Origin of the sequence: Vibrio atlanticus (assembly GCF_024347315.1) — a bacterium.
Lineage (GTDB): Bacteria > Pseudomonadota > Gammaproteobacteria > Enterobacterales > Vibrionaceae > Vibrio > Vibrio atlanticus.
The window spans coordinates 2,800,033-2,819,010 of record NZ_AP025460.1 but is presented as its reverse complement, the minus strand read 5'-3'; the positions used below and the strand labels follow the sequence as shown (position 1 = coordinate 2,819,010).

At 44.8% G+C, this 18,978-nt stretch carries 13 protein-coding genes; 1 reads left to right on the top strand and 12 read right to left on the bottom strand.

The genetic code is table 11. The features are described 5' to 3' along the window. Positions 1 to 67: 67 nt before the first annotated feature. The 11 genes from OCV30_RS12530 to OCV30_RS12480 all read right to left on the bottom strand — a co-directional run bounded on the left by OCV30_RS12530 (position 68) and on the right by OCV30_RS12480 (position 17,219). Positions 68 to 2,014, bottom strand: a complete 1,947-nt coding sequence (locus tag OCV30_RS12530) for a beta-N-acetylhexosaminidase (protein WP_065678080.1) — start codon at positions 2,012 to 2,014, stop codon at positions 68 to 70. A gap of 12 nt (positions 2,015 to 2,026) precedes the next feature. Further along, positions 2,027 to 2,911, bottom strand: a complete 885-nt coding sequence (locus OCV30_RS12525; RefSeq protein ID WP_065678081.1) for a glucosamine kinase nucleotide-binding domain-containing protein — start codon at positions 2,909 to 2,911, stop codon at positions 2,027 to 2,029. Positions 2,912 to 2,913: 2 nt separating this feature from the next. Beyond that, on the bottom strand, positions 2,914 to 4,635 hold the full coding sequence (locus OCV30_RS12520) for a glycoside hydrolase family 9 protein (protein ID WP_065678082.1): 1,722 nt from the start codon (positions 4,633 to 4,635) through the stop codon (positions 2,914 to 2,916). Positions 4,636 to 4,748: 113 nt separating this feature from the next. Then, positions 4,749 to 5,744 carry an ABC transporter ATP-binding protein gene (locus OCV30_RS12515; protein ID WP_009847565.1) on the bottom strand — a complete coding sequence of 332 codons (996 nt, stop codon included), beginning with the start codon at positions 5,742 to 5,744 and terminating at the stop codon, positions 4,749 to 4,751. Between the two features lie 87 nt (positions 5,745 to 5,831). After that, complete coding sequence (locus OCV30_RS12510) at positions 5,832 to 6,815, bottom strand: ABC transporter ATP-binding protein (RefSeq protein ID WP_009847564.1); 984 nt, start codon at positions 6,813 to 6,815, stop codon at positions 5,832 to 5,834. 2 nt (positions 6,816 to 6,817) lie between these two features. Beyond that, complete coding sequence (locus OCV30_RS12505) at positions 6,818 to 7,843, bottom strand: ABC transporter permease (protein WP_009847563.1); 1,026 nt, start codon at positions 7,841 to 7,843, stop codon at positions 6,818 to 6,820. Positions 7,844 to 7,845: 2 nt separating this feature from the next. Further along, positions 7,846 to 8,832 carry an ABC transporter permease gene (locus OCV30_RS12500; RefSeq protein ID WP_065678083.1) on the bottom strand — a complete coding sequence of 329 codons (987 nt, stop codon included), beginning with the start codon at positions 8,830 to 8,832 and terminating at the stop codon, positions 7,846 to 7,848. 169 nt (positions 8,833 to 9,001) lie between these two features. Beyond that, a complete protein-coding gene (locus tag OCV30_RS12495; RefSeq protein ID WP_009847561.1) occupies positions 9,002 to 10,684 on the bottom strand; it encodes an ABC transporter substrate-binding protein in 1,683 nt (560 codons plus the stop codon). A gap of 709 nt (positions 10,685 to 11,393) precedes the next feature. Continuing rightward, positions 11,394 to 14,783, bottom strand: coding sequence for a response regulator (locus OCV30_RS12490; protein WP_065678084.1), 3,390 nt, complete (start codon positions 14,781 to 14,783; stop codon positions 11,394 to 11,396). A 217-nt stretch (positions 14,784 to 15,000) separates the two neighbouring features. After that, a complete protein-coding gene (gene rsmC / locus OCV30_RS12485; RefSeq protein WP_065678085.1) occupies positions 15,001 to 16,023 on the bottom strand; it encodes a 16S rRNA (guanine(1207)-N(2))-methyltransferase RsmC in 1,023 nt (340 codons plus the stop codon). A gap of 110 nt (positions 16,024 to 16,133) precedes the next feature. Further along, complete coding sequence (locus OCV30_RS12480; protein WP_009847558.1) at positions 16,134 to 17,219, bottom strand: AI-2E family transporter; 1,086 nt, start codon at positions 17,217 to 17,219, stop codon at positions 16,134 to 16,136. A 76-nt stretch (positions 17,220 to 17,295) separates the two neighbouring features. On the opposite strand from OCV30_RS12480, the gene OCV30_RS12475 reads away from it, so the two are divergent. Continuing rightward, on the top strand, positions 17,296 to 17,421 hold the full coding sequence (locus tag OCV30_RS12475) for a hypothetical protein (RefSeq protein ID WP_004734537.1): 126 nt from the start codon (positions 17,296 to 17,298) through the stop codon (positions 17,419 to 17,421). 140 nt (positions 17,422 to 17,561) lie between these two features. Here the strand turns inward: OCV30_RS12475 and hemL are convergent, their stop codons facing one another. After that, positions 17,562 to 18,857 carry a glutamate-1-semialdehyde 2,1-aminomutase gene (gene hemL, locus OCV30_RS12470; protein WP_012604713.1) on the bottom strand — a complete coding sequence of 432 codons (1,296 nt, stop codon included), beginning with the start codon at positions 18,855 to 18,857 and terminating at the stop codon, positions 17,562 to 17,564. Between the last annotated feature and the right edge of the window lie 121 nt (positions 18,858 to 18,978).

The window sequence follows — 18,978 nt, the reverse complement described above, 5'->3', positions numbered from 1 at the left end:
GTCGAATCTGACTGAGCACCTTAATCAGGGGAAGCAAGCACTCGACTTGAGTGTGCTTTGGTTTCGTTTATTCAGCTTTCCAAGGGTTGCGATAATCAACATTGAGTCTGTCGAGTAATGGCAGGTGGCCCTTTAGGCGAGATAGGTAATCTAGCCAGTTTCGGTTGTTTTTATGTGTCCAACATCCTTCAGCTAAAGCGCTAATTCTTGGAAATATCATGTAATCCATGCGCTTTTGATTGGTAACGATCTCACACCATAGAGCACACTGAATTCCGCGGATCCGCTTACGAATTGGATCGGTGTCGGATATCTCAGCGAGGGCTTCGTAGGTATAAGCTTGTTCTAAGGGGATAACGGCAGCCCAATCTACGCCCGGTTCTTCCGGTGCATAATCTTGGGTCATGTCGAGATAGGTAAACTGTGCTGGTTGCAGCACCACATCAAAGCCTTGGCGAGCACAATTGATAGCGGCTTCTTCACTGAGCCATGAATAGATGATGGTCTCTTTGCTCACCTTGTCGCCGTGCTGTGCTTCTTCCCAGCCCACCATGCGCTTACCAAGTTGTTTGAGTTTGTTTTCGGCATAACGGAATAGGTGGCCTTGTAAATCTTTGCTGTCTTGATATTGATGTTCTTTCATCAGAGCTTGAGCGGCAGGGCTGTTGGTCCACACTCCGGGTGGTACTTCGTCTGCGCCCATGTGGATCAATTCGCTAGGGAAAAGCTCCGCAACTTCTTCAATAACGGCATCTAAGAATTGGTAAGTACCCGGTAAACCTGGATTTAGCACGTTGTCGTTGTAGTGTTGAATACTCTTGTATTGTGTGGTGTCTGCTTGCTCAACTAGCATGTCAGGCAGTGACTTTATTGCGGCGCGGCAGTGTCCTGGGATGTCAATCTCAGGGATAACCGTGATGCTACGCTGCTCTGCGTATTCAATGACTTCACGAACCTGTTGTTGCGTGTAGAAACCGCCATAGTTATCCGCAATGTGGGTGTATTGCGGTTCTAATGCATGATCAGGACCGCGCCATGCGCCGACTTCAGTTAGCTGAGGTAGGCTCTTGATCTCGATTCTCCAACCTTCATCATCGGTTAGGTGCCAATGAAAAACGTTGAATTTGTAGTGCGCTAGTTGATTGATTAAGCGCTTCACTTGCTCTACTGAATGGAAGTGGCGCGCGCAATCTAACATCATGCCTCGGTACTTAAAGCGAGGGTGATCGGCGATTTTGCAGCATGGAATAGAAAAATTTTCGACATCCAGTTGTTGAACCAATTGAATCAGACTTGCCACGGCGTGTGTAAACCCAGACTGGCTACCTGATTCAACAATTATTTGTTGTTCAGTAATGCGGAGTTTGTATTCTGCTTCGTCTAATGTTGGATTGCTGCGAAATAGAATGTCGCCGCTTTCGTCTTTTGAAAGTTCAGTTGAAAGCTCATTCGAAAGAGATATTTCAAAGGTAGAAAGTAACTCTTGCTGCAACCAAGAGACGGCTTTATCTGCAAGGTGAGATTGAACCTCAATCTTGCATTCACAGCTTAGTGCGAAACTACCTTGCTTGAGTTCGATCTGATTTGGTTGAGGAATTAATGCGATCTCAGAAGCGTTAACTTCAGGTATTTGATTGCGTTCACGGTATGGTGAAGCCAGTACTATGGGTGATATCGCGACAGGCAGTACCGATGTTTCTCCATCATGATGTGATTGGATAAATGCATCATTAAGGCCATCCGAATAGAAGCGGAATGGTGCGCTTTGAATACTGAATTCAAGGTAGTAATGGTTATTGGCCTTTAACACGGGCGAACTTGGTTTGAACGAGCAAAAGCTTCCTACTTGAGTCAGTTCACCTTGCGATAGACTCTCAGGAAGGATGAATCGGTCAAATGCAAAATGCAGAGACCAATCTTTTACGTCGAGGTCACTTAAATTATGTACCGTAAGGCCAAATCGGCAGTTATTTTTTTGTTCAGAAAGAACAGCTAAGTCGATGCGATAATTCATATAACTTCCCTGCTAAGCCTGTTGATACAAGTTGTGTTGTGGTTTTCCGGCAAACATCAATGCACCTTCAATAGCGTCGAATTGAGGTTTAACGATCCATTGTTGTACAGGTGGTGATAGCCAGTTGAGAATACGCTCAGCGATACTTCCCATTAAGCACACCTTGTCAGCGCCTTTTCGATGAAGTGCTAATACAAACATTTCGATATCGGCTGCAGTCTGCTTAAGCATCTCGATAGCCAGTTCATCGCCTTCATTTGCCAGTTGAAAAATGACGGGTGAGAATTGACCGTAATCCTTTGGAATCGCGCCTTTTGACCATGCCACGATCGCATCAACATCATTATTGAAATGATTCATAACATGTTGAGTCAGTGGGGTTTTGTTACGAATACCATCTTCAGCGAGTAGAACTTGCTGAATTAAACGAAGGCCCATCACTGCGCCGCCGCCTTGGTCAGAAATTGGAAATTCACGACCGCCAACCACATGTTGTTCGCCGTTGTTTAGGTAGATACCACATGAACCTGTACCACCAATCATGATCGCGCCGTCTTGGCCATTATGTGCACCAATACATGCACCATAGGCGTCTGTATTGAGTGTCATACTTGCGAAAGGGTGTGCTTGTGCCATGAAGTCGAGCCATGCTGACTTCTGTTCAGCACCAGCTAGCGCCAAACCAACATGCATATTAGAAAAATCGTTAGAGTTGAGTTGCCCTTGTTGTGCGGCTTTAGTAATCGCATCAACAATTGAACTCATTGCAACATCGACACCCAAAAGGATGTTGGCACTGCCACTTTTCGCTTCACCAATGAGTTTGCCTTGGTCATCACGAATGCGAGCACGGCAAGATGTGCCGCCACCATCAATACCTACGTAGTAAAGCGTCATGATTATTGCTCCTTACTTTGTGCTAGGAAGTTGAATTGCGCAGCCGTTGCTAGCAAATACCACGCCCCATGAGGGATCCATTGTTCACCCCAGCGCCAGTTTTGAAGCATGTCGTCTTTCTGTGCTGGTGGGTTGAATGCGATGTCTTGTTCGTCTTCGAACCCTGCCGTGATGCCATTGCAAATCCCGCCTTTGGCATTGAAGAAACCAAGTTGTGGTAGATAGTCTGGGTTGTTATGACCGTGGCCATCAAGCATGCACATGTGGTAAGGATTCAATCCTAAAATCCAATCAAGGCTGTTTTGTGAAAGTTGGATTAGACGCTGCTGAAGGTCATTATCTTTAATGTGCGGTTGAACTAGGTAAGCCATGGTCGCAATTGAGCCAAGACGTGCGTTTTCGCCTTGCCACCAGTAGCCAGTTTCGTTTTGTTGAGCGACAAAGAAGGCATCGCGCTTAACACCATCGACAGACTTTACGTACTGTCTTGGGTAGCCAAATGGATTGATAACTTTGTCGGTAATGTTGATTTCGAACTGACAAGCTTGCTCAACAACCACACGTGCTTGTTCTTGCAACTCAGTGTCAGTTTCATTATCGATGTACTCGCACAGAGCAATCGCAGGAAGGCCAGCTTCAGCAGCATGGAAATAGGGGCGAGAGCCATCAGAGTTTGCCGACCAGAAGTGCGTAACTGAATCATCGGATTGCTGACGAGAGATCAAGCGACTAGCCCAAACTCTTGCTTCGGATAGGTATTGCTCGTCCTCTGTTACTCGGTACAGTTCATTGGCAGCGAGTAGGGCACAATATTCATCGATGATGTTTTCTTCGCCATCGTTTAGGTACTGTAGGTTATGTTCTTTTAAGTGCCAATAACCGCTAACGGCAGTTTCAAGATAAGTTTGGCTCGAGTAACTGCCCGAGGTTTCAAGTTCAGATGCAGCAGCTAATGCGGCGATAGCAACGCCCGCACCTTGTCGGTAGCCCGCTTGCAAGTCGGTTGATTTGTTACCTTCTTGAGTGGCGTATGCGCAGATGTCACGTTGATTGATGTCTTTACTCCACTTGTCGAATACCGTCATGTAAAAGTATCCGTCAGCGTCTTGCATACGCACTAAGAAATCGGCACCGAATAGGGCTTCTTCCACTAAACGAGTCATAGAGAATTTAGGAAAGTCTGGGTTATTGCTAGTCAAGCGCACGCTTTTGAGCATGTTCCAAACAACCATTGGAATTTGTTGTGGGTTGAGGTAGTTACCATAAGACAGGTGGCTAAAATACTTACTTACATCACCTGATGCGTCGTACCAACCGCCATGAACATCGACGTATCTGTCAGTGCCCATAATTTGTGCTTGTCGATCTTTTTTGTCGAAACTACCGCCACAGCGTTGTGACTTAAAGTAATGAAGCACATCAGAAAACGTGTGGTTCATTAATAGGTTGCTACCAATCTCAAATACTTCAGAGCGTAGGTTGTCAAAACGTAGGTAGTAGCGACCTGATTCAGTGAATGAACTGAAATCGATAGTGAAGAATTGCCCTTGATGCCAATTTGCTACGCGGCCTTGTTTAACCACATCAAAACTTCCGACAGTGATATGGTTGTCGGCACACACCAAAAGTGCAGTCGTACTTGATAAGCGAGCTTTCTTCGTTTGCAGAATAGCCTGCTTTGGAGCCGTGGATTCGTAGCCAATATGGTTGGTCAATAACAGCATCAATATTCTCCGACAGTCCTAGTTTCTATTGGCTAGGTACTTGAATGTTTTGGATATAAAATGTTTTGGATACAAATAGTTAGGGCCCGCAGACCCTAACTTGGTTTTATTGCTTAACTTTCGTGTAGGTAACAACGCACAAAGTGGTTATCAGCTAACTGCGTAACCCCTGGTAACTGCTCTTTACACTTGTCCATTGCATGAGTGCAACGGCCTGCAAATGGGCAACCTGCTGAGACTGGTGTCCAAAGAGGGATCTCACCTTTGTTGCCTGCGAGTTGTTCGTGGATCGATTTTTTAGGATCTGGAACCGCAGAAACAAGCAGTTGGGTGTAAGGATGCTGAGGGTTAGCAATCACATCATCGGTATCGCCCCATTCCACCATGTGTCCTACGTACATCACTGAAAGATCTTCAGCAATGTAACGAGCGGTTGCGATATCGTGGGTGATGTAAAGTAGAGACATTTGTTTCTCAAACTTCATTTCTTCCATCAGGTTCAAAACACCAGCACGAATCGATACATCAAGCATCGATGTTGGTTCATCGGCTAATACAACTTCTGCACCAACTGCAATGTTACGGGCTAGGTTGACACGTTGACGCTGACCACCAGAGAGTTGATGAGGGTACTTTTCTGCCGTTGCTTGTGGTGGCACTAAGCCAACTTGCTCTAGAAGATCGTACACACGTTCCTGTAACTCTTTCTTGTTGCCCGGAGATACTTTTTTGTGGATCAACAATGGTCGAGCTATGTGGTGAAAGATGTTATGTGTTGGGTTCAGGGAACCAAACGGGTCTTGCCATACCATCTGCACGCCTTCACGGTAGTGCATAAGATCTTTTCTGCTTGAGATCTCTTGGATATCACGACCTTTGTATTCGATCGTACCGCCCGAAGGCGCGTACATTTTTGCGATCATTTTTGCTGTTGTTGATTTGCCTGAACCTGACTCACCAACCACAGCTAGGCCGCGACTTTTATACATCTTGAATGATACGTCGTTAATCGCACGCATCATTGGGGTTTGAATTGTGGTACTGCTTATTGGGAAGTCTTTTACGACATTCTTGCCTTCTACCAATAATTGACCGAAATCTTTGCTCATAATTGTCTCCAGAATCCTTATTCGCTTTGCTTGCATTTCGGCGGTCGAGCCGCCTTATTCGTTATTCACGCTGAATCAGCGTGCAAGCTATAGCTTCCTTTGTACTATTGGGTCACCGTACAGGTGGCAGTTAGACAAATGTCCCGGGTCGATAGAACGCAGCTTGGTTGGCACCTTGGTACACGTTTCATGTACACGATCACAACGAGCTTGGAAACGACACCCTTCAGGAATTTCTAACAAGTTCAGAGGGTTGCCCGGAATACCCGCTAGTTTTGTCTTTGGCCCTGTCAGTGGAGGGAAAGAACTTCCCAGCCCTTTGGTATAAGGGTGGTAAGGGTTTTCTAGAATATCTTGAGCATTGGCAACTTCGATAAGCTCACCTGAGTACATGATGCCGATACGGTCAGAGAACTCGACCATCAATGACAAGTCATGAGTGATGAACAGAATCGAGAAGCCAAACTCTTCTTTTAGTGCATAGATCTTTTGTAGGATTTCGCGTTGAACAACCACATCAAGTGCGGTCGTTGGCTCATCCATAATGATCAGCTTTGGATTCAATGCTAAAGCGATAGCAATAACCAAGCGCTGACGCATGCCGCCAGAGAATTGGTGAGGGTAGTCACTCAATCGGCTCGGGTGAATATCTACGATTTCAAGTAGACCTTCAGCGCGTTGCTTAGCTTGCTCACGAGTCATGTTGGTGTGACGCATAATTACGTCACAGAACTGCTCTTCCATTGGTAATACAGGGTTGAGTGCGTTCATCGCACTCTGGAATACCATCGACATCTCGCTCCAACGGAACGCTTGCATACGGTCATCACTGTATTCAAGGATGTTCTCACCATTGAAGATAACCTCACCACCACTGATGTAAGCGGGCGGCTTATGCAGACGCATAAGAGAGAAAGCAACAGTTGATTTACCACAGCCAGATTCACCAGCTAGGCCGAATACTTCACCTGGAGCAATGTCGAAACTTACGTTGTTACACGCACGTACATCGCCAGACTCTGTGATGTAATCCACGCATAAATTGCGGATAGAAATTAGTGGTTCAGACATGATTATTTATCTCCGCTCCAAAGTGCATTTTGTGGTGGTAGTTCAGGTTCACGTTCTTCTTTGTCTTGTGCTGCTAATTTCTTCCAACGCTTCATGCCTTTGTGAGAACGCAGTTGCGGGTTGGCAATTTCATCGACAGCGAAGTTAAGTAGAGCAAGACCAGTTACAAGTAGTGTCAATGCGATACAAGGAGCCAACAGTTCCCACCAAGCGCCAATCAGCATTGATGAAGAGGTTTGAACGTTGTAAAGCATGATGCCCCAGCTGATTGTGTTCGGGTCACCAAGACCTAGGAACGAAATCGTTGCTTCCATCATGATTGCGTACATCACCGAACCGATGAAGCTCGCGCCAACGATAGAGATAAGGTTTGGAAGAATCTCTACGAAGATAATACGGAATGAAGATTCACCCAGAACTTCAGCGGCTTTTACAAACTCTTTTTCACGCAGTGCTAAGGTCTGGGAACGAACAACACGCGCGCCCCAAGCCCAGGACATAAAGCCGATAACCAAGGTTATGGTGAGTGGCCCTGCCTCACCGATAAAGGCTGCAACTACGAACAGTAATGGGTATTGAGGAATAACCAGCATGATGTTCATTGCGGCTGTCAGAACATCATCGACACGGCCGCCAAAGTAGCCTGCGGAAACACCGATAACCGTTGCTAGTAAACATACGGTAAGACCCGCACCAAAACCTACAGCAAGAGATACGCGTGCGCCGTATACCACTTGTGACCAAACGTCACGACCCATACGAGTTGTTCCCAGTACGTGGTCTGCCTTCTTAGACATTATCAACGTACGACGATCGTCTGCTAGGTTTTGAGCAACCCAGCCATCAGGGTTAGTTTGTGCAGACTTAACCACGAAGCCAGGGTATTCGTGTGGATTACCTGTACGTTTGTCTGGCACATGTTTTGTGATCAATGGAGCCGCAATCGCACCAAGAATAAAAATACTTAGGATGATGACGCCGGTTAAGGCCATCGGGTTACGCCAAATGAGTTTTAGAATATCTTTCATGATTATTTACCACCCTTACGAAGACGAGGGTCAAGAACAACGTAAAGCATGTCTGCAACTAGGTTAAAGAACAGCATGAATAGCGTCATGATAAGCAGTTGACCTTGCAGTACTTGGTAATCACGAGCGTTAATTGCGTTGAAAAGTACGCTGCCAAGGCCTGGGTAGTTAAAGATGATTTCGATAATTAACTGACCACCGATTGCCATACCTAGCGACATAGAAAGTGCTGTCACACTTGGTAGCATCGCGTTACGAGCTGCGTAATTGAATACCACTCGGTTTTCGCTAAGGCCTTTGCCTTTCGCCATGGTGATGTAATCTTCAGCTAGCAGGTTGATCATGTTGTTACGCATGTTTACTAGGAAGCCACCAATTTGAACAATGGATGCACATAGCAAAGGTAAGAAGGCGTGGTAAGCGACATCTTTAATGAATGCCCAGCTTGTCCAATCTGGAATCGTACCTGCGGTATAGGCGTAACCTGTTGGGAACCATTTCAAGCCGATTGCGAAGGTAAACAGTGCAAGCATGGCAATAACAACCTGAGGAACGGCTTGTAGAATAAGCATCCCGGGAGTCACAAAGGCATCGTATTTGCTGCCACGTTTCCACGCTGCAAAAATACCTAGGATTGAACCAATAGAGAAAGAAAGAATAACGGCGGTGCCTGCTAAGAATAGCGACCAACCGAATGCGCCACCTAACAGTGTATTTACTGAAAGTGGGTAGAATTGAATTGATGTACCAAGCTCCCAGCTTAGAATGTTCTTCATGTATGCGCCGTATTGAACCAGTAAGCCGCCATCAACGAAGCCTAATAGTTCTTTCATTGCCGCAATACGCTCAGGAGTAACTTGAACAGAAGCGTTCGCAAACATCATGGTAACTGGGTCACCAGGCATTGCTCTTGGAATAATAAAGTTTAACGTCGCTGCAACTAATAGCGCGACAAAATAAAATGACAAACGTCTTAAAAAATAACCCATAACTCACACCTTACTCACCCAGATTGTTTCCCTGTTTCTGGATTCAGGTCGCTCCTAGCGAAATTTGGAACGAAAAATCCCCTGACGACTAGCGCCATACTTTCAATTGATAGTGTGGGGATTTTTATAAGCGGCGTAAGAAGTTACGCCGCAAAGATTGAACGATTACTTATTTAACTGGTTTTAGGTCCAGTACATGAAGTAGACGCTCTGGAATACCAGCCCAAATGTTTGGACGGCCTTTTGGATTTTCTTCGTTCCACCAACCAGTGAATCGAGTTGTGTTGTATTGGTACATGTAAGCACCAGACATCACAGGGATTGTCACTTGGTCTGCAGCGATAATTTGCTGGATACCATGTGCAATATCTAGCTGTTCGTTCTTGTCAGCTGTTTTGTAGAAGCTGTTTAGAAGACCATCTAGCTTGTCATTTTTGTAGAAGTGCATAGCGAAACGAGGCATACCATCACCAGATTGTAGTGATGAGTTGTAAGCACTGTTCCAGTACGTGTATGGATCCGCACCGTGGAAGTAGTTTGTGTATGCTACGTCGTATGTACCTTCAAGCATTGCTTGGTTGTAAACAGAGAAGTCAGGTGTACGAGCTTTCGCTTTAATACCGATTTCGTTTAGTTGCTCTACCGCAAGTTGAACTGTGTTGTTGAAGTCAGTCCAGCCGTTTGGCGATTGAATCATTAGTTCGAAAGATTTGCCTGATGGAGTGTCAACAAAACCATCTTTGTTTACATCTTTGAAGCCAGCGTCAGCAAGAAGCTTCTTCGCGCCTTCAGCGTTGTAAGTGTTGAAGCCTTTGTATTTGTCGTGAGTTTTTTCATCAGACCAAGCTTCAAACGCGTAGCCAAGACCCGATGCGAAATCGTTCACAGTACCGCCACCGTAAAATGCGATGTCGATGATAGTTTGGCGATCAAGAGCCATAGAGAAAGCACGACGGAATTCAACGTTGCTCAATGCTTCATGCTTCGCAGCATCAGGGTGCTTGAAGTTAACGATGAATGCTTGTGTACCTGCTGGCGGGTACCAGTAGTGGTGTTTAGGGCTTGCTGCAGCGTATGTACGATCGATATCAGGAACGAAAGAAGACGTCCAATCCATTTCACTGTTTACAACTTTACCTAAGAACTGGTCGTTGTTCGCAATTTGTGGAACACGTAGACAGTCAACATCTAGGTTGTCTGCATCCCAGTAGTTCGGGTTAGCACACTGGATGTATAGCTGAGCTGTAAACGTATCGATTTCTGTAAACGGACCAGAACCTACTGGGTTCTCATTGGTAAACGTTGATGGATCTTTCACGTCTTTCCAGATGTGCTTAGGTACTACTGGTACTTTAGCAATCTCGTAAGGTACGTTTGAGTTTGCTTCTGTTAGTGTGAACTTAACTTGGTTGTCGTTCAGTTTTTCTACAGAAGTTACCCAAGAGTTGATACCAGATTGGTCAAGCTCTGGCTTCTCTTTTACAAGGTTGAAAGAAAAAACAACATCATCAGCAGAGAAAGTTTCTCCATCAGACCATTTAACACCCTTACGAATGTCGAAAACAACGCTCATCAGATCATCTGACATTTTGAAGTTTTCAGCTAGACGGAACACCGGAGTGTTACCGTGCATTTCGTTAAATACTACTAAAGGCTCGTACATGAAGTCAGTTGTAGTATGTAGGTTAGTAGCACCAAGGTACGGGTTAAAGTTACGTACGAATGTAGTGTACTCTTTCGGGTGAACGGTCAGTTCGCTGCGCTCTGCAGCTGTTGCTACTGATGCAAAACCTGTTGTAGCAGTTGCAATAATTGCTGTTGCTATTGCTGTTTTTTTTATATTGGCAAGCATAGCTGTTCCTTACTATTTGCTTTCATTTCACTAATGGATTGAATGTTATCTGTCGCTAATTAGTTAGTAGATACACACTCTAGTTAAAGGCCTACCTCTTCTTCGTTGCTCCAGACTCATCTTTGATTCTGAGAAGTGGTAAGAGTGGCCTGTAGGCCTTTGGCAGGAGTAAGAAAACACCTTATCGATGAATTAATCAAACTCGTTTCCCGTCAAAAACGTTAAAAACACACAGCGCCACGTCATTAACGTCAAAATGGCTTGCTTTGGTGGTTTTTTGTGCGCAATTGTTAAGGTGATGTGACTCGCATTTGGTTTTGTGGTGGTAGCTTTTTGTAAGTGGTCACTAACCCTTTCGGCTTTTAATTATAGATGCTTATCTTGCGGTGGTGTAATTGTAGATCTCGGTCACTTACCTATTTTACGTTAAATTTTTCTAGAAAATTAAATCTGCCGTTCTGTTGTGACTCGCTTCTCAAACTGCAACAAAGAGCCGGAGGAATGTGAAATTCAGCCAAGAATAAGGCTCAAAATAGTAACTGAACTGGTGATTGTTTAAGATTGAGTAACGTGTCATTTTGCTTGTTTAATGCCGTAAAAGAAGTGTGTTTGAATCGACGTCATTGTCCTTTGGTCGCGTACGATATTCACAAAAAAGCCCACGCTAGGTGGGCTTCATTATTTACAGTAGCTTGAGCTTACTTCAGAGCTAACTGGTCAGTAGTTTTTGTAGCTTATCCCTTAGGGTCTCAATATGAGTCCTTTCAGGTGTCTGTTCTTTACAGTGCTCAAGTATAAACTCGATAGAGCTCAGTACCGTTCGCCAGCGAGGCGTTTTCGGTAGAGTTTCTACACGTAGATATTTGTCTAGCGTTCTAGTTTGCAGGGTACTGCGGTCTAGGTAGACGCGCCACAAGCCACTCTTCTCTGCGAAGGCAAACTTGGTTTCCCCTGTAACAGACTCCCAGTAGATGATGGCATTAGTCATGACATCGACCAGCACTTCACGCATCAGCTCTTGTTTGTTTTTACCTTCACCGGTTGCTTTATCTGCAAGGCGAGTAAATTCACCACCAAGCTCTTTCAGTTGTTGAAGTTTATCTTTGTCACCCTCAAAGGCGTAGCTTGAAAGTGCCTCAACCGCCGTTTCAAGGTTATTGACTCGGTTTGAGTTAACCCCACCACCAACATTAAAGATATACATGGTGTCGAGCCCTGAGCCTTCAGGTAGCTTAAGGATATCACTTGGTATGCGCTGACGAGTGTCGTCTATATAGATATCAATATCACCACAGTAGTGAGCTTGTTCCACCTTAAGGTATTTAGGCGCAATGATCTCATCGGCCATAGAGCGTTTAAGCTGCTCTTGCCCGCGCCTAAATAGTTTTGCTGCAGCTTCGTTGGCAAATCGAATTCGTTGGTCATCACGAATACAGATGATGGCCTCAGGGGCTGATTCTAATTGCTCTAGCAAACGCCCTTGAGTTTCTAGTAGGTTAGCTTCAACCATGGCCCTGTGTTTAAGTTCTAGTTGCAGCTGATCATTCTCAAGACGTCTTTGCTCAGCTTTGCTTGCTGATAAGTGAGCCGTAATTCGCGCCGCCAGCTCTTGTTTGTTGAACGGTTTAGACAAGTAATCGTTGGCACCAGCTTCAAAGCCACGAACACGGTCTTCTGCTTGATTAAGAGCAGTGAGCATGATGATTGGCAACTGTGCATGATCGTATTGCTTACGCAGAGCTTCACACACCTGATAGCCACTCATACCTGGCATCATAATATCGAGCAGAAGTAACTCTGGCTTCTCTTTCTCAATCAGTTCAATGGTTTCTGGGCCGTCACATGCGGTGCGCACTCGATAACCTTCCAATTTCAAGAAACTGTCTAGCACGCGTAAATTTACTGGTTCATCGTCGGCGATAACCAGTAACGGACCGTCTGGATCTTCACTGATAATACTATTTTCTTGTTGGCTGTTATCAATTAAATCTGGCGCTTGGAAGTGCGAATAGCTTCCTGAATCACTGTAGTTATCCAATTCTTCTTGGGTGGCTAAAGGCAGGGTAAAGCTGAACGTCGTGCCAAGCATTGGTTGGCTACTTACGTACAGTGAACCGCCCATCAGTTCAATCAGTTGACGACTTATCGACAACCCAAGCCCTGCACCTTGGCGATAGTTACTTGAGTCTTGTCCTGCTTGAATCAGTGGTTCAAAGATGTGTTCTAAGTATTCAGCAGGTATGCCTTGGCCTGTATCAACAACTTGTACACGAATGTTGTCGTCGATAACGCTTGCTGAGATAACAATTTTACCTTCTGATGTGTACTTGATGGCATTGCCCACCAAGTTATACATCACTTGTTCTAATCGTTGAGGATCGGACGAAACCAACCCTAAGTCACTGGGTACTTGGTTAATAATTCGGATTGGCTTATTGCCCAACAGATGATGAGACAATTCTAGTACCAAGCTAGTAGCAGCAGATAAATCAACAGCAGATTTATTTATGTCTAAACTGCCGTAGCGCATTTTGTGGTAATCAAGTAGATCATCGACCAGTGTTGCCAATCTCTGGCCACTATTGATGATGATATCCAACTGGTACTTCTGGTTGGCAGGAATAGGACCGTTTGCACCAGATATTAGCGCTTCAGCGATACCTACCATGCCATGTAATGGCGTTCTCAATTCGTGTGATGTTGTTGCTAAGAATTCATCTTTAAGTTTGTTGGCCAGTTGCAACTCTTCATTTTGTTTTTGAATGGTCTTAAGGTTATCCTCAAGCTCATCATTTTGGCTCTTAATGAGCAGCATCTTTTCACGAATCGAACGTTGCATTCTTTCGAAGCTTACCGCGAGGCGGCCTATCTCATCTTTTCGTTCGGTATTAATCATGGTTTCATCAAGGTCACCCGCAGAGACTTTCTCTGCTGCCCATGTGAGCTTGAGTAACGGTGATGTGATGAAGTTAGACAGATAATGGGATGCGACAAATACAAGAATAATCGCCGTCAACATCACGATCACAAAGATCTTTTCTAACTGATGAATACGGGCAAACGCTTCTTTCTCTGGAAGCTCGACGACCAGTGCCCAAGTCGCATATTTGAGCTCAATTGGAGTATATGCAGCGATGATCGCTTGATCCTGAGCGTTGTCGAAGGTGCCAACGGCCGTTTCTCCTGCCAGAGCTTTATCAACAACATCTAAACTCAGATTAATCGACTCTTGTGAATGGGCAAGGCTACGTGGCAGATGATCATCGCCGACAAGCAAGGTTTGAATATTCGAACTCTTGTTGAGATCGGCAATAAGCTTAGTAATACCATTGATGGGTAGTCTAAACATGGCGTAACTGTGTAGGTAGCCCTGTTGAACGATAGGTGCGCCTAACCATGCGGTCTGTTTACCATTTTCGTCTTTAAAGTCAGAAACGATAACCGGCGTGTAGTCTTCGTTGGATTTGCGTTTGTCTTTTACGTCCTTTTCCAGGCGTTGAAAGGTTTTGCCGAGGTTTGCATCTTTGTACTTACCTGTCAGCAAGTTGGTGCCGTAGTCATCGCGCTTAAAAACTGAATAAGCGATGTTGCCGTTAATGTCGACCAATAAAATGTCGTCAAAATCAGAACGCTTAAGCAGCTCCAAATAAGAGTTGTGGTAGCGCTTGTGAAGTAGACGATAGCGCTCGCTGCCAATAAAGCTGCTGGATTCAGGGAGAATCGATGTTTTGATTTGATCGCCCGATCCTTGAATGTAGCGTTGCTGCGCATTAGCGCGTGCTTCGTCAATGTCTAAGCCGAGGCGTTGGAATGCATTGATCAAACCATAGAATCGTCCGCCACTGGCATTGGCAAGCTCTGAGCGAACAAAACCCATCACTTGGGATTCTTGAGCTTGTAGGTAATCGACAATTTGCTGCTGTTTAGTATCACGGACGGAAACAAGGTGCGAAGTACTTTGTTCCTGAAGATCCTGACTGTGCGATTGGAGGAAAAATATCGCGATAAGTGTTACTGGGGTAATACTAAGGACAAGAAATGCCAGCATTAGGGTATTTTGAAGGCGCTTAAACTTCTGCTTACGATAGAATCTAAACATAAATTGGGTACTACTTTCCTTTGATGTACTGCTTGAAAGGGATGAAAACAAGTACAGAGAATAGAATTAACGGGTTCCAATTTAACGAAATTAACGAGTTTTTTTACTTTGACAAGTAAGTGGTATTTAAAGCGTGTGCAAAAGCTCATTTTTATGGGCTTTTGATAGAAATATGAACAGACAGCGCAGATATTGACCCTGCGCTGTGTTAGATAGGCTATTTGCTTGCGTGATAGATCGCGAATTTGGTGGTCTTATTTAGAGTCGCGCATTTTCCAAAAGCTTGCTCAATAATTGGAATGTATTTTAAAAAACTGTTCGCAACAATAATCATCTCACCAGAACGCTTCATGTGGTTAGGAGCCTGAGCAAGTAAGGTTTCAGTCGCACTGTAGCTTGTATCCAAACCAGAATGGAATGGTGGGTTACTGATGATGAATTGGTAATCTTTTGATGTGTCAGAGTAGACATTTGAGGCGAAGACATTACCTGTTAAACCATTCGCTTCTAGCGTTGCTTGGCTAGACGCCACGGCAAATGCACTGATGTCGCACATTTCCAGTTCGATATCAGGGTGACGAGATGCCATTACTGCGCCCAATACGCCTGCACCACAACCGAAATCCAGTACTTTACCTTTTAGTTTTGGCAGGGTATCAAGTAATAGTTGGCTACCCACATCAAATTGACCATGACTGAAGACGCCTGGAAGGCTTTTCACGGTTAGTGATTGCTCACCAATGTTAACCGTGTAGGTTTTAAACCACTCTTGCAGGTTGAAGGCTGGTGGTTGCTCGAAGCATTGACCCCAGTAGAAAGAACAACGACGTGCTGAATCGTATTTCACGACTTTGCCGTAAGGAGCGAACATTTTCTCGATACTTTTAACACCAGAACGATTCTCGCCAACTACGACAATCTCGGTATCTTTACCTAACTTGGCAAATAACATCGCCAACAGAAATTCCGCTTCTGCTTTAGCCTTTGGCCAGTACAGCATCACTAAGTCAGCTTTGGTTTCTTCGGTAAACTCCGCACCATAAAAACGTTGGATGGTGTTGCAGCCTTCTAATTGACGGTAGTAGCTGTAATTAGAAGTAAACACGGTGACTGATTCACAATGTTTCGCTAATTCAACAGGGAATAAGTCTTCTGCCTCACCAGCAACTAAAACATGTTTGCCTTCAAAGTAGGCGAGTTGGCGTTGAGCAATCTGGCTTGGAGCGATATAAGCTGACATAGGACACTCTATTGAATCGTTAGCAAAAAATGAGGGCGGATTTTCGCATAATCCGCCCAAAGCTTGAAGTGTTTAATACGGGTTCGCCAATCAAGTTGACGTCAAGTTCGTTAACTTTTGTCTTGCTGGTTTAAAAAGTCTTTAAACTCTTCATCGTAGATGTTGAATAAGACAATGGTAATCGCAAAGATCAGTGGGCCGTAGATAAGACCAATTAGGCCAAACAGCTGAATCCCCCCTAACAGTGAGAAGAAGATCATTAGGGTATTCATGCCTGCACTGCCTTGCATCAGCAATGGACGCAGCAGGTTATCAATCGAGCCAACAATCGCTACACAGTAAACCGTTAGGAAAATCGCCCATGTGGTATCACCAGTTAGGAACAAGTAAGTTGCTGCTGGGATCCAGATTAATGCGGTACCCACAACTGGGATGAAAGAGGCAAAGCCCATCATGGTGCCCCAGAATAGGCCAGGGAAACCGGCAATCCACATACCTAAACCACCCGCAAAACCTTGCGCTATTGCGGTTAAAAATGAGCCCATAACGGCAGACTTAGAAACTTGCTCAATCTCGGTTAGAAGCTTGTCTTCTTGACTACGAGATAGCGGAAGAATATGACGAACCACACTGATGATTTTGTCGTGATCTCTTAGTAGGAAGAACAGAACAAACAGCATCAAGAAGAAATCCATTAAGAAGTTGGTCGCATCACCAAGGATTTTTGCACTGATACCAACCAGTTTAGAACCAAAACTTGTCGCGAATTCTCCGACTTTCTGTGCGATGGCTTGGGGCTCAATGTTGTCGAAAGGCAGGTAGTTATTCACAAACGACAGCGCTTTGACCACAAGTGGGTGTGCAAACAGAGTCTGAATACCGCCGTGTGTCACCCATTGGTAGGTGTTCTGAGAGAACAGAGAGCCTTGCTGAACAATTGCTGCAAATACTGCCAATAAAGGGATAACAATAATGAAAGTCAGGATCACACAAGAAAGTAGAGAGACTACGTTCTCTTTATTCGGTATCTTCTTTTCAAGCCATTCGTGAATTGGAAACATCAGCAACGAGATGATGAATGCCATTACTATGGAATTTACATAAGGCTCGATAAGCAAGTAACAAGCATAAGCCGCCGCAAGTAGGGCAATGATGATCACCCAGTGGCTGGTGTTGATTTTGAGTTTTTCTGACACGTTAATGGTCTCTATATTTGCGTTCTGAGTTTATAATGGCTGCAAAACAGAGAGTTAGCAATGAGGAGTTTTGATAATGGGATGCTGTAATAAAGATAAGAAATGCCAAGATGAAGAACAGCAGACAAAAAAAGAGATCCCTTGGTTCAGAATGTTCCTAGGTACGCTGATGTTGCTGGTTTTTCTTTTCTGGGAACGTTAGACGTTTTTGGTTAAGTTTTCGAATAAATTGACGGGTAATTAAGCGGAAACACTCGAGTTTAATTAAGTCGATGCATTAAAAAGGGCTGCGTTAATGCAGCCCTAAATTCAATCAGTTAGCGACTTATAAAGTGCTTTCGATTATTTGCTTTCAGCAGCAATGATCGCAAGAGAGCGGTCAGCAGCTTCTAGTGTTGCATCCAGTTCTTTTGAACCATGAGCAAGAGAAGTAAAGCTTGCTTCGAATGCTGAAGGTGCAAGGTAAACACCGTGATCTAACATTAGATGGAAGAAGCGCTTGAAGCGTTCTACATCACACTTAGTTACATCTTCGTAGCACGTTACCGTTTCTTGGTCTGTGAAGAAGAAACCAAACATACCGCCAACTTGGTGAACTAGCATAGGGATGCCGTGCTTGTCAGCAAGTTGCTTGAAGCCATTTGCCAACTGCTTAGTTTTAGACGCTAGACGCTTTTCGTTGCCTTCTTCTCTTAGAAGATTCAAACATGCGTAGCCAGCAGCCATTGCAACAGGGTTACCTGAAAGCGTACCTGCTTGGTAAACAGGCCCCGTTGGTGCGATGTATTGCATCACGTCTTTACGACCACCAAAAGCACCCACTGGCATGCCGCCGCCAATCACTTTACCAAGACACGTTAAGTCTGGCTTGATGTTGTAGTAAGCCTGAGCACAACCTTCAGCAACGCGGAAACCTGTCATTACTTCATCAAAGATTAGCAATGCACCTTCTTGATCACAGATCTCACGTAGACCTTCGTGGAAGCCTTCTACTGGTGGGATACAGTTCATGTTGCCCGCGACAGGCTCAACGATGATACACGCGATCTCACCTTTGTTTGCTGCGAAGATTTCACGTACTGAATCTAGATTATTGAAAGTTGCAGTTAGCGTTAGTTTCGCAAAATCAGCCGGTACGCCTGGAGAGCTTGGTTGACCTAAAGTCAGTGCGCCAGAACCTGCTTTTACAAGTAGGCTGTCTGCGTGACCGTGGTAACAACCTTCAAACTTAAGGATTTTGTCACGACCAGTAAAGCCACGAGCGAGACGAATCGCACTCATTGTTGCTTCTGTACCTGAGCTCACCATACGCAGCTGTTCCATTGATGGAACCATCTCAGATACAAGTTCAGCCATCTTGATTTCAGTTTCGGTTGGAGCACCAAAGCTAAGGCCGCGTTGAGCAGCTGCAATAACAGCGTCACGAATAACAACGTGGTTGTGACCAAGGATCATTGGACCCCAAGAGCCAACGTAATCGATATATGCTTTACCATCAGCATCAAAAATAAGTGGGCCATCAGCGCGTTCAACGAAGATAGGAGAACCACCTACGCCATTGAATGCACGAACTGGAGAGTTTACGCCACCAGGAATAGTTTGCTGTGCTTTTTCGTACAGCTCTGCTGATTTGGTCATTGATATATCCTCTTTTGACTGTCGGACCAATTGGCACGCATTGTACCTATCCGGAATCCAACTAGGAATGCCTTCGCTGATATAATCACCCGAATCTGGTTGTTTTGTGTGGTTACGCGTT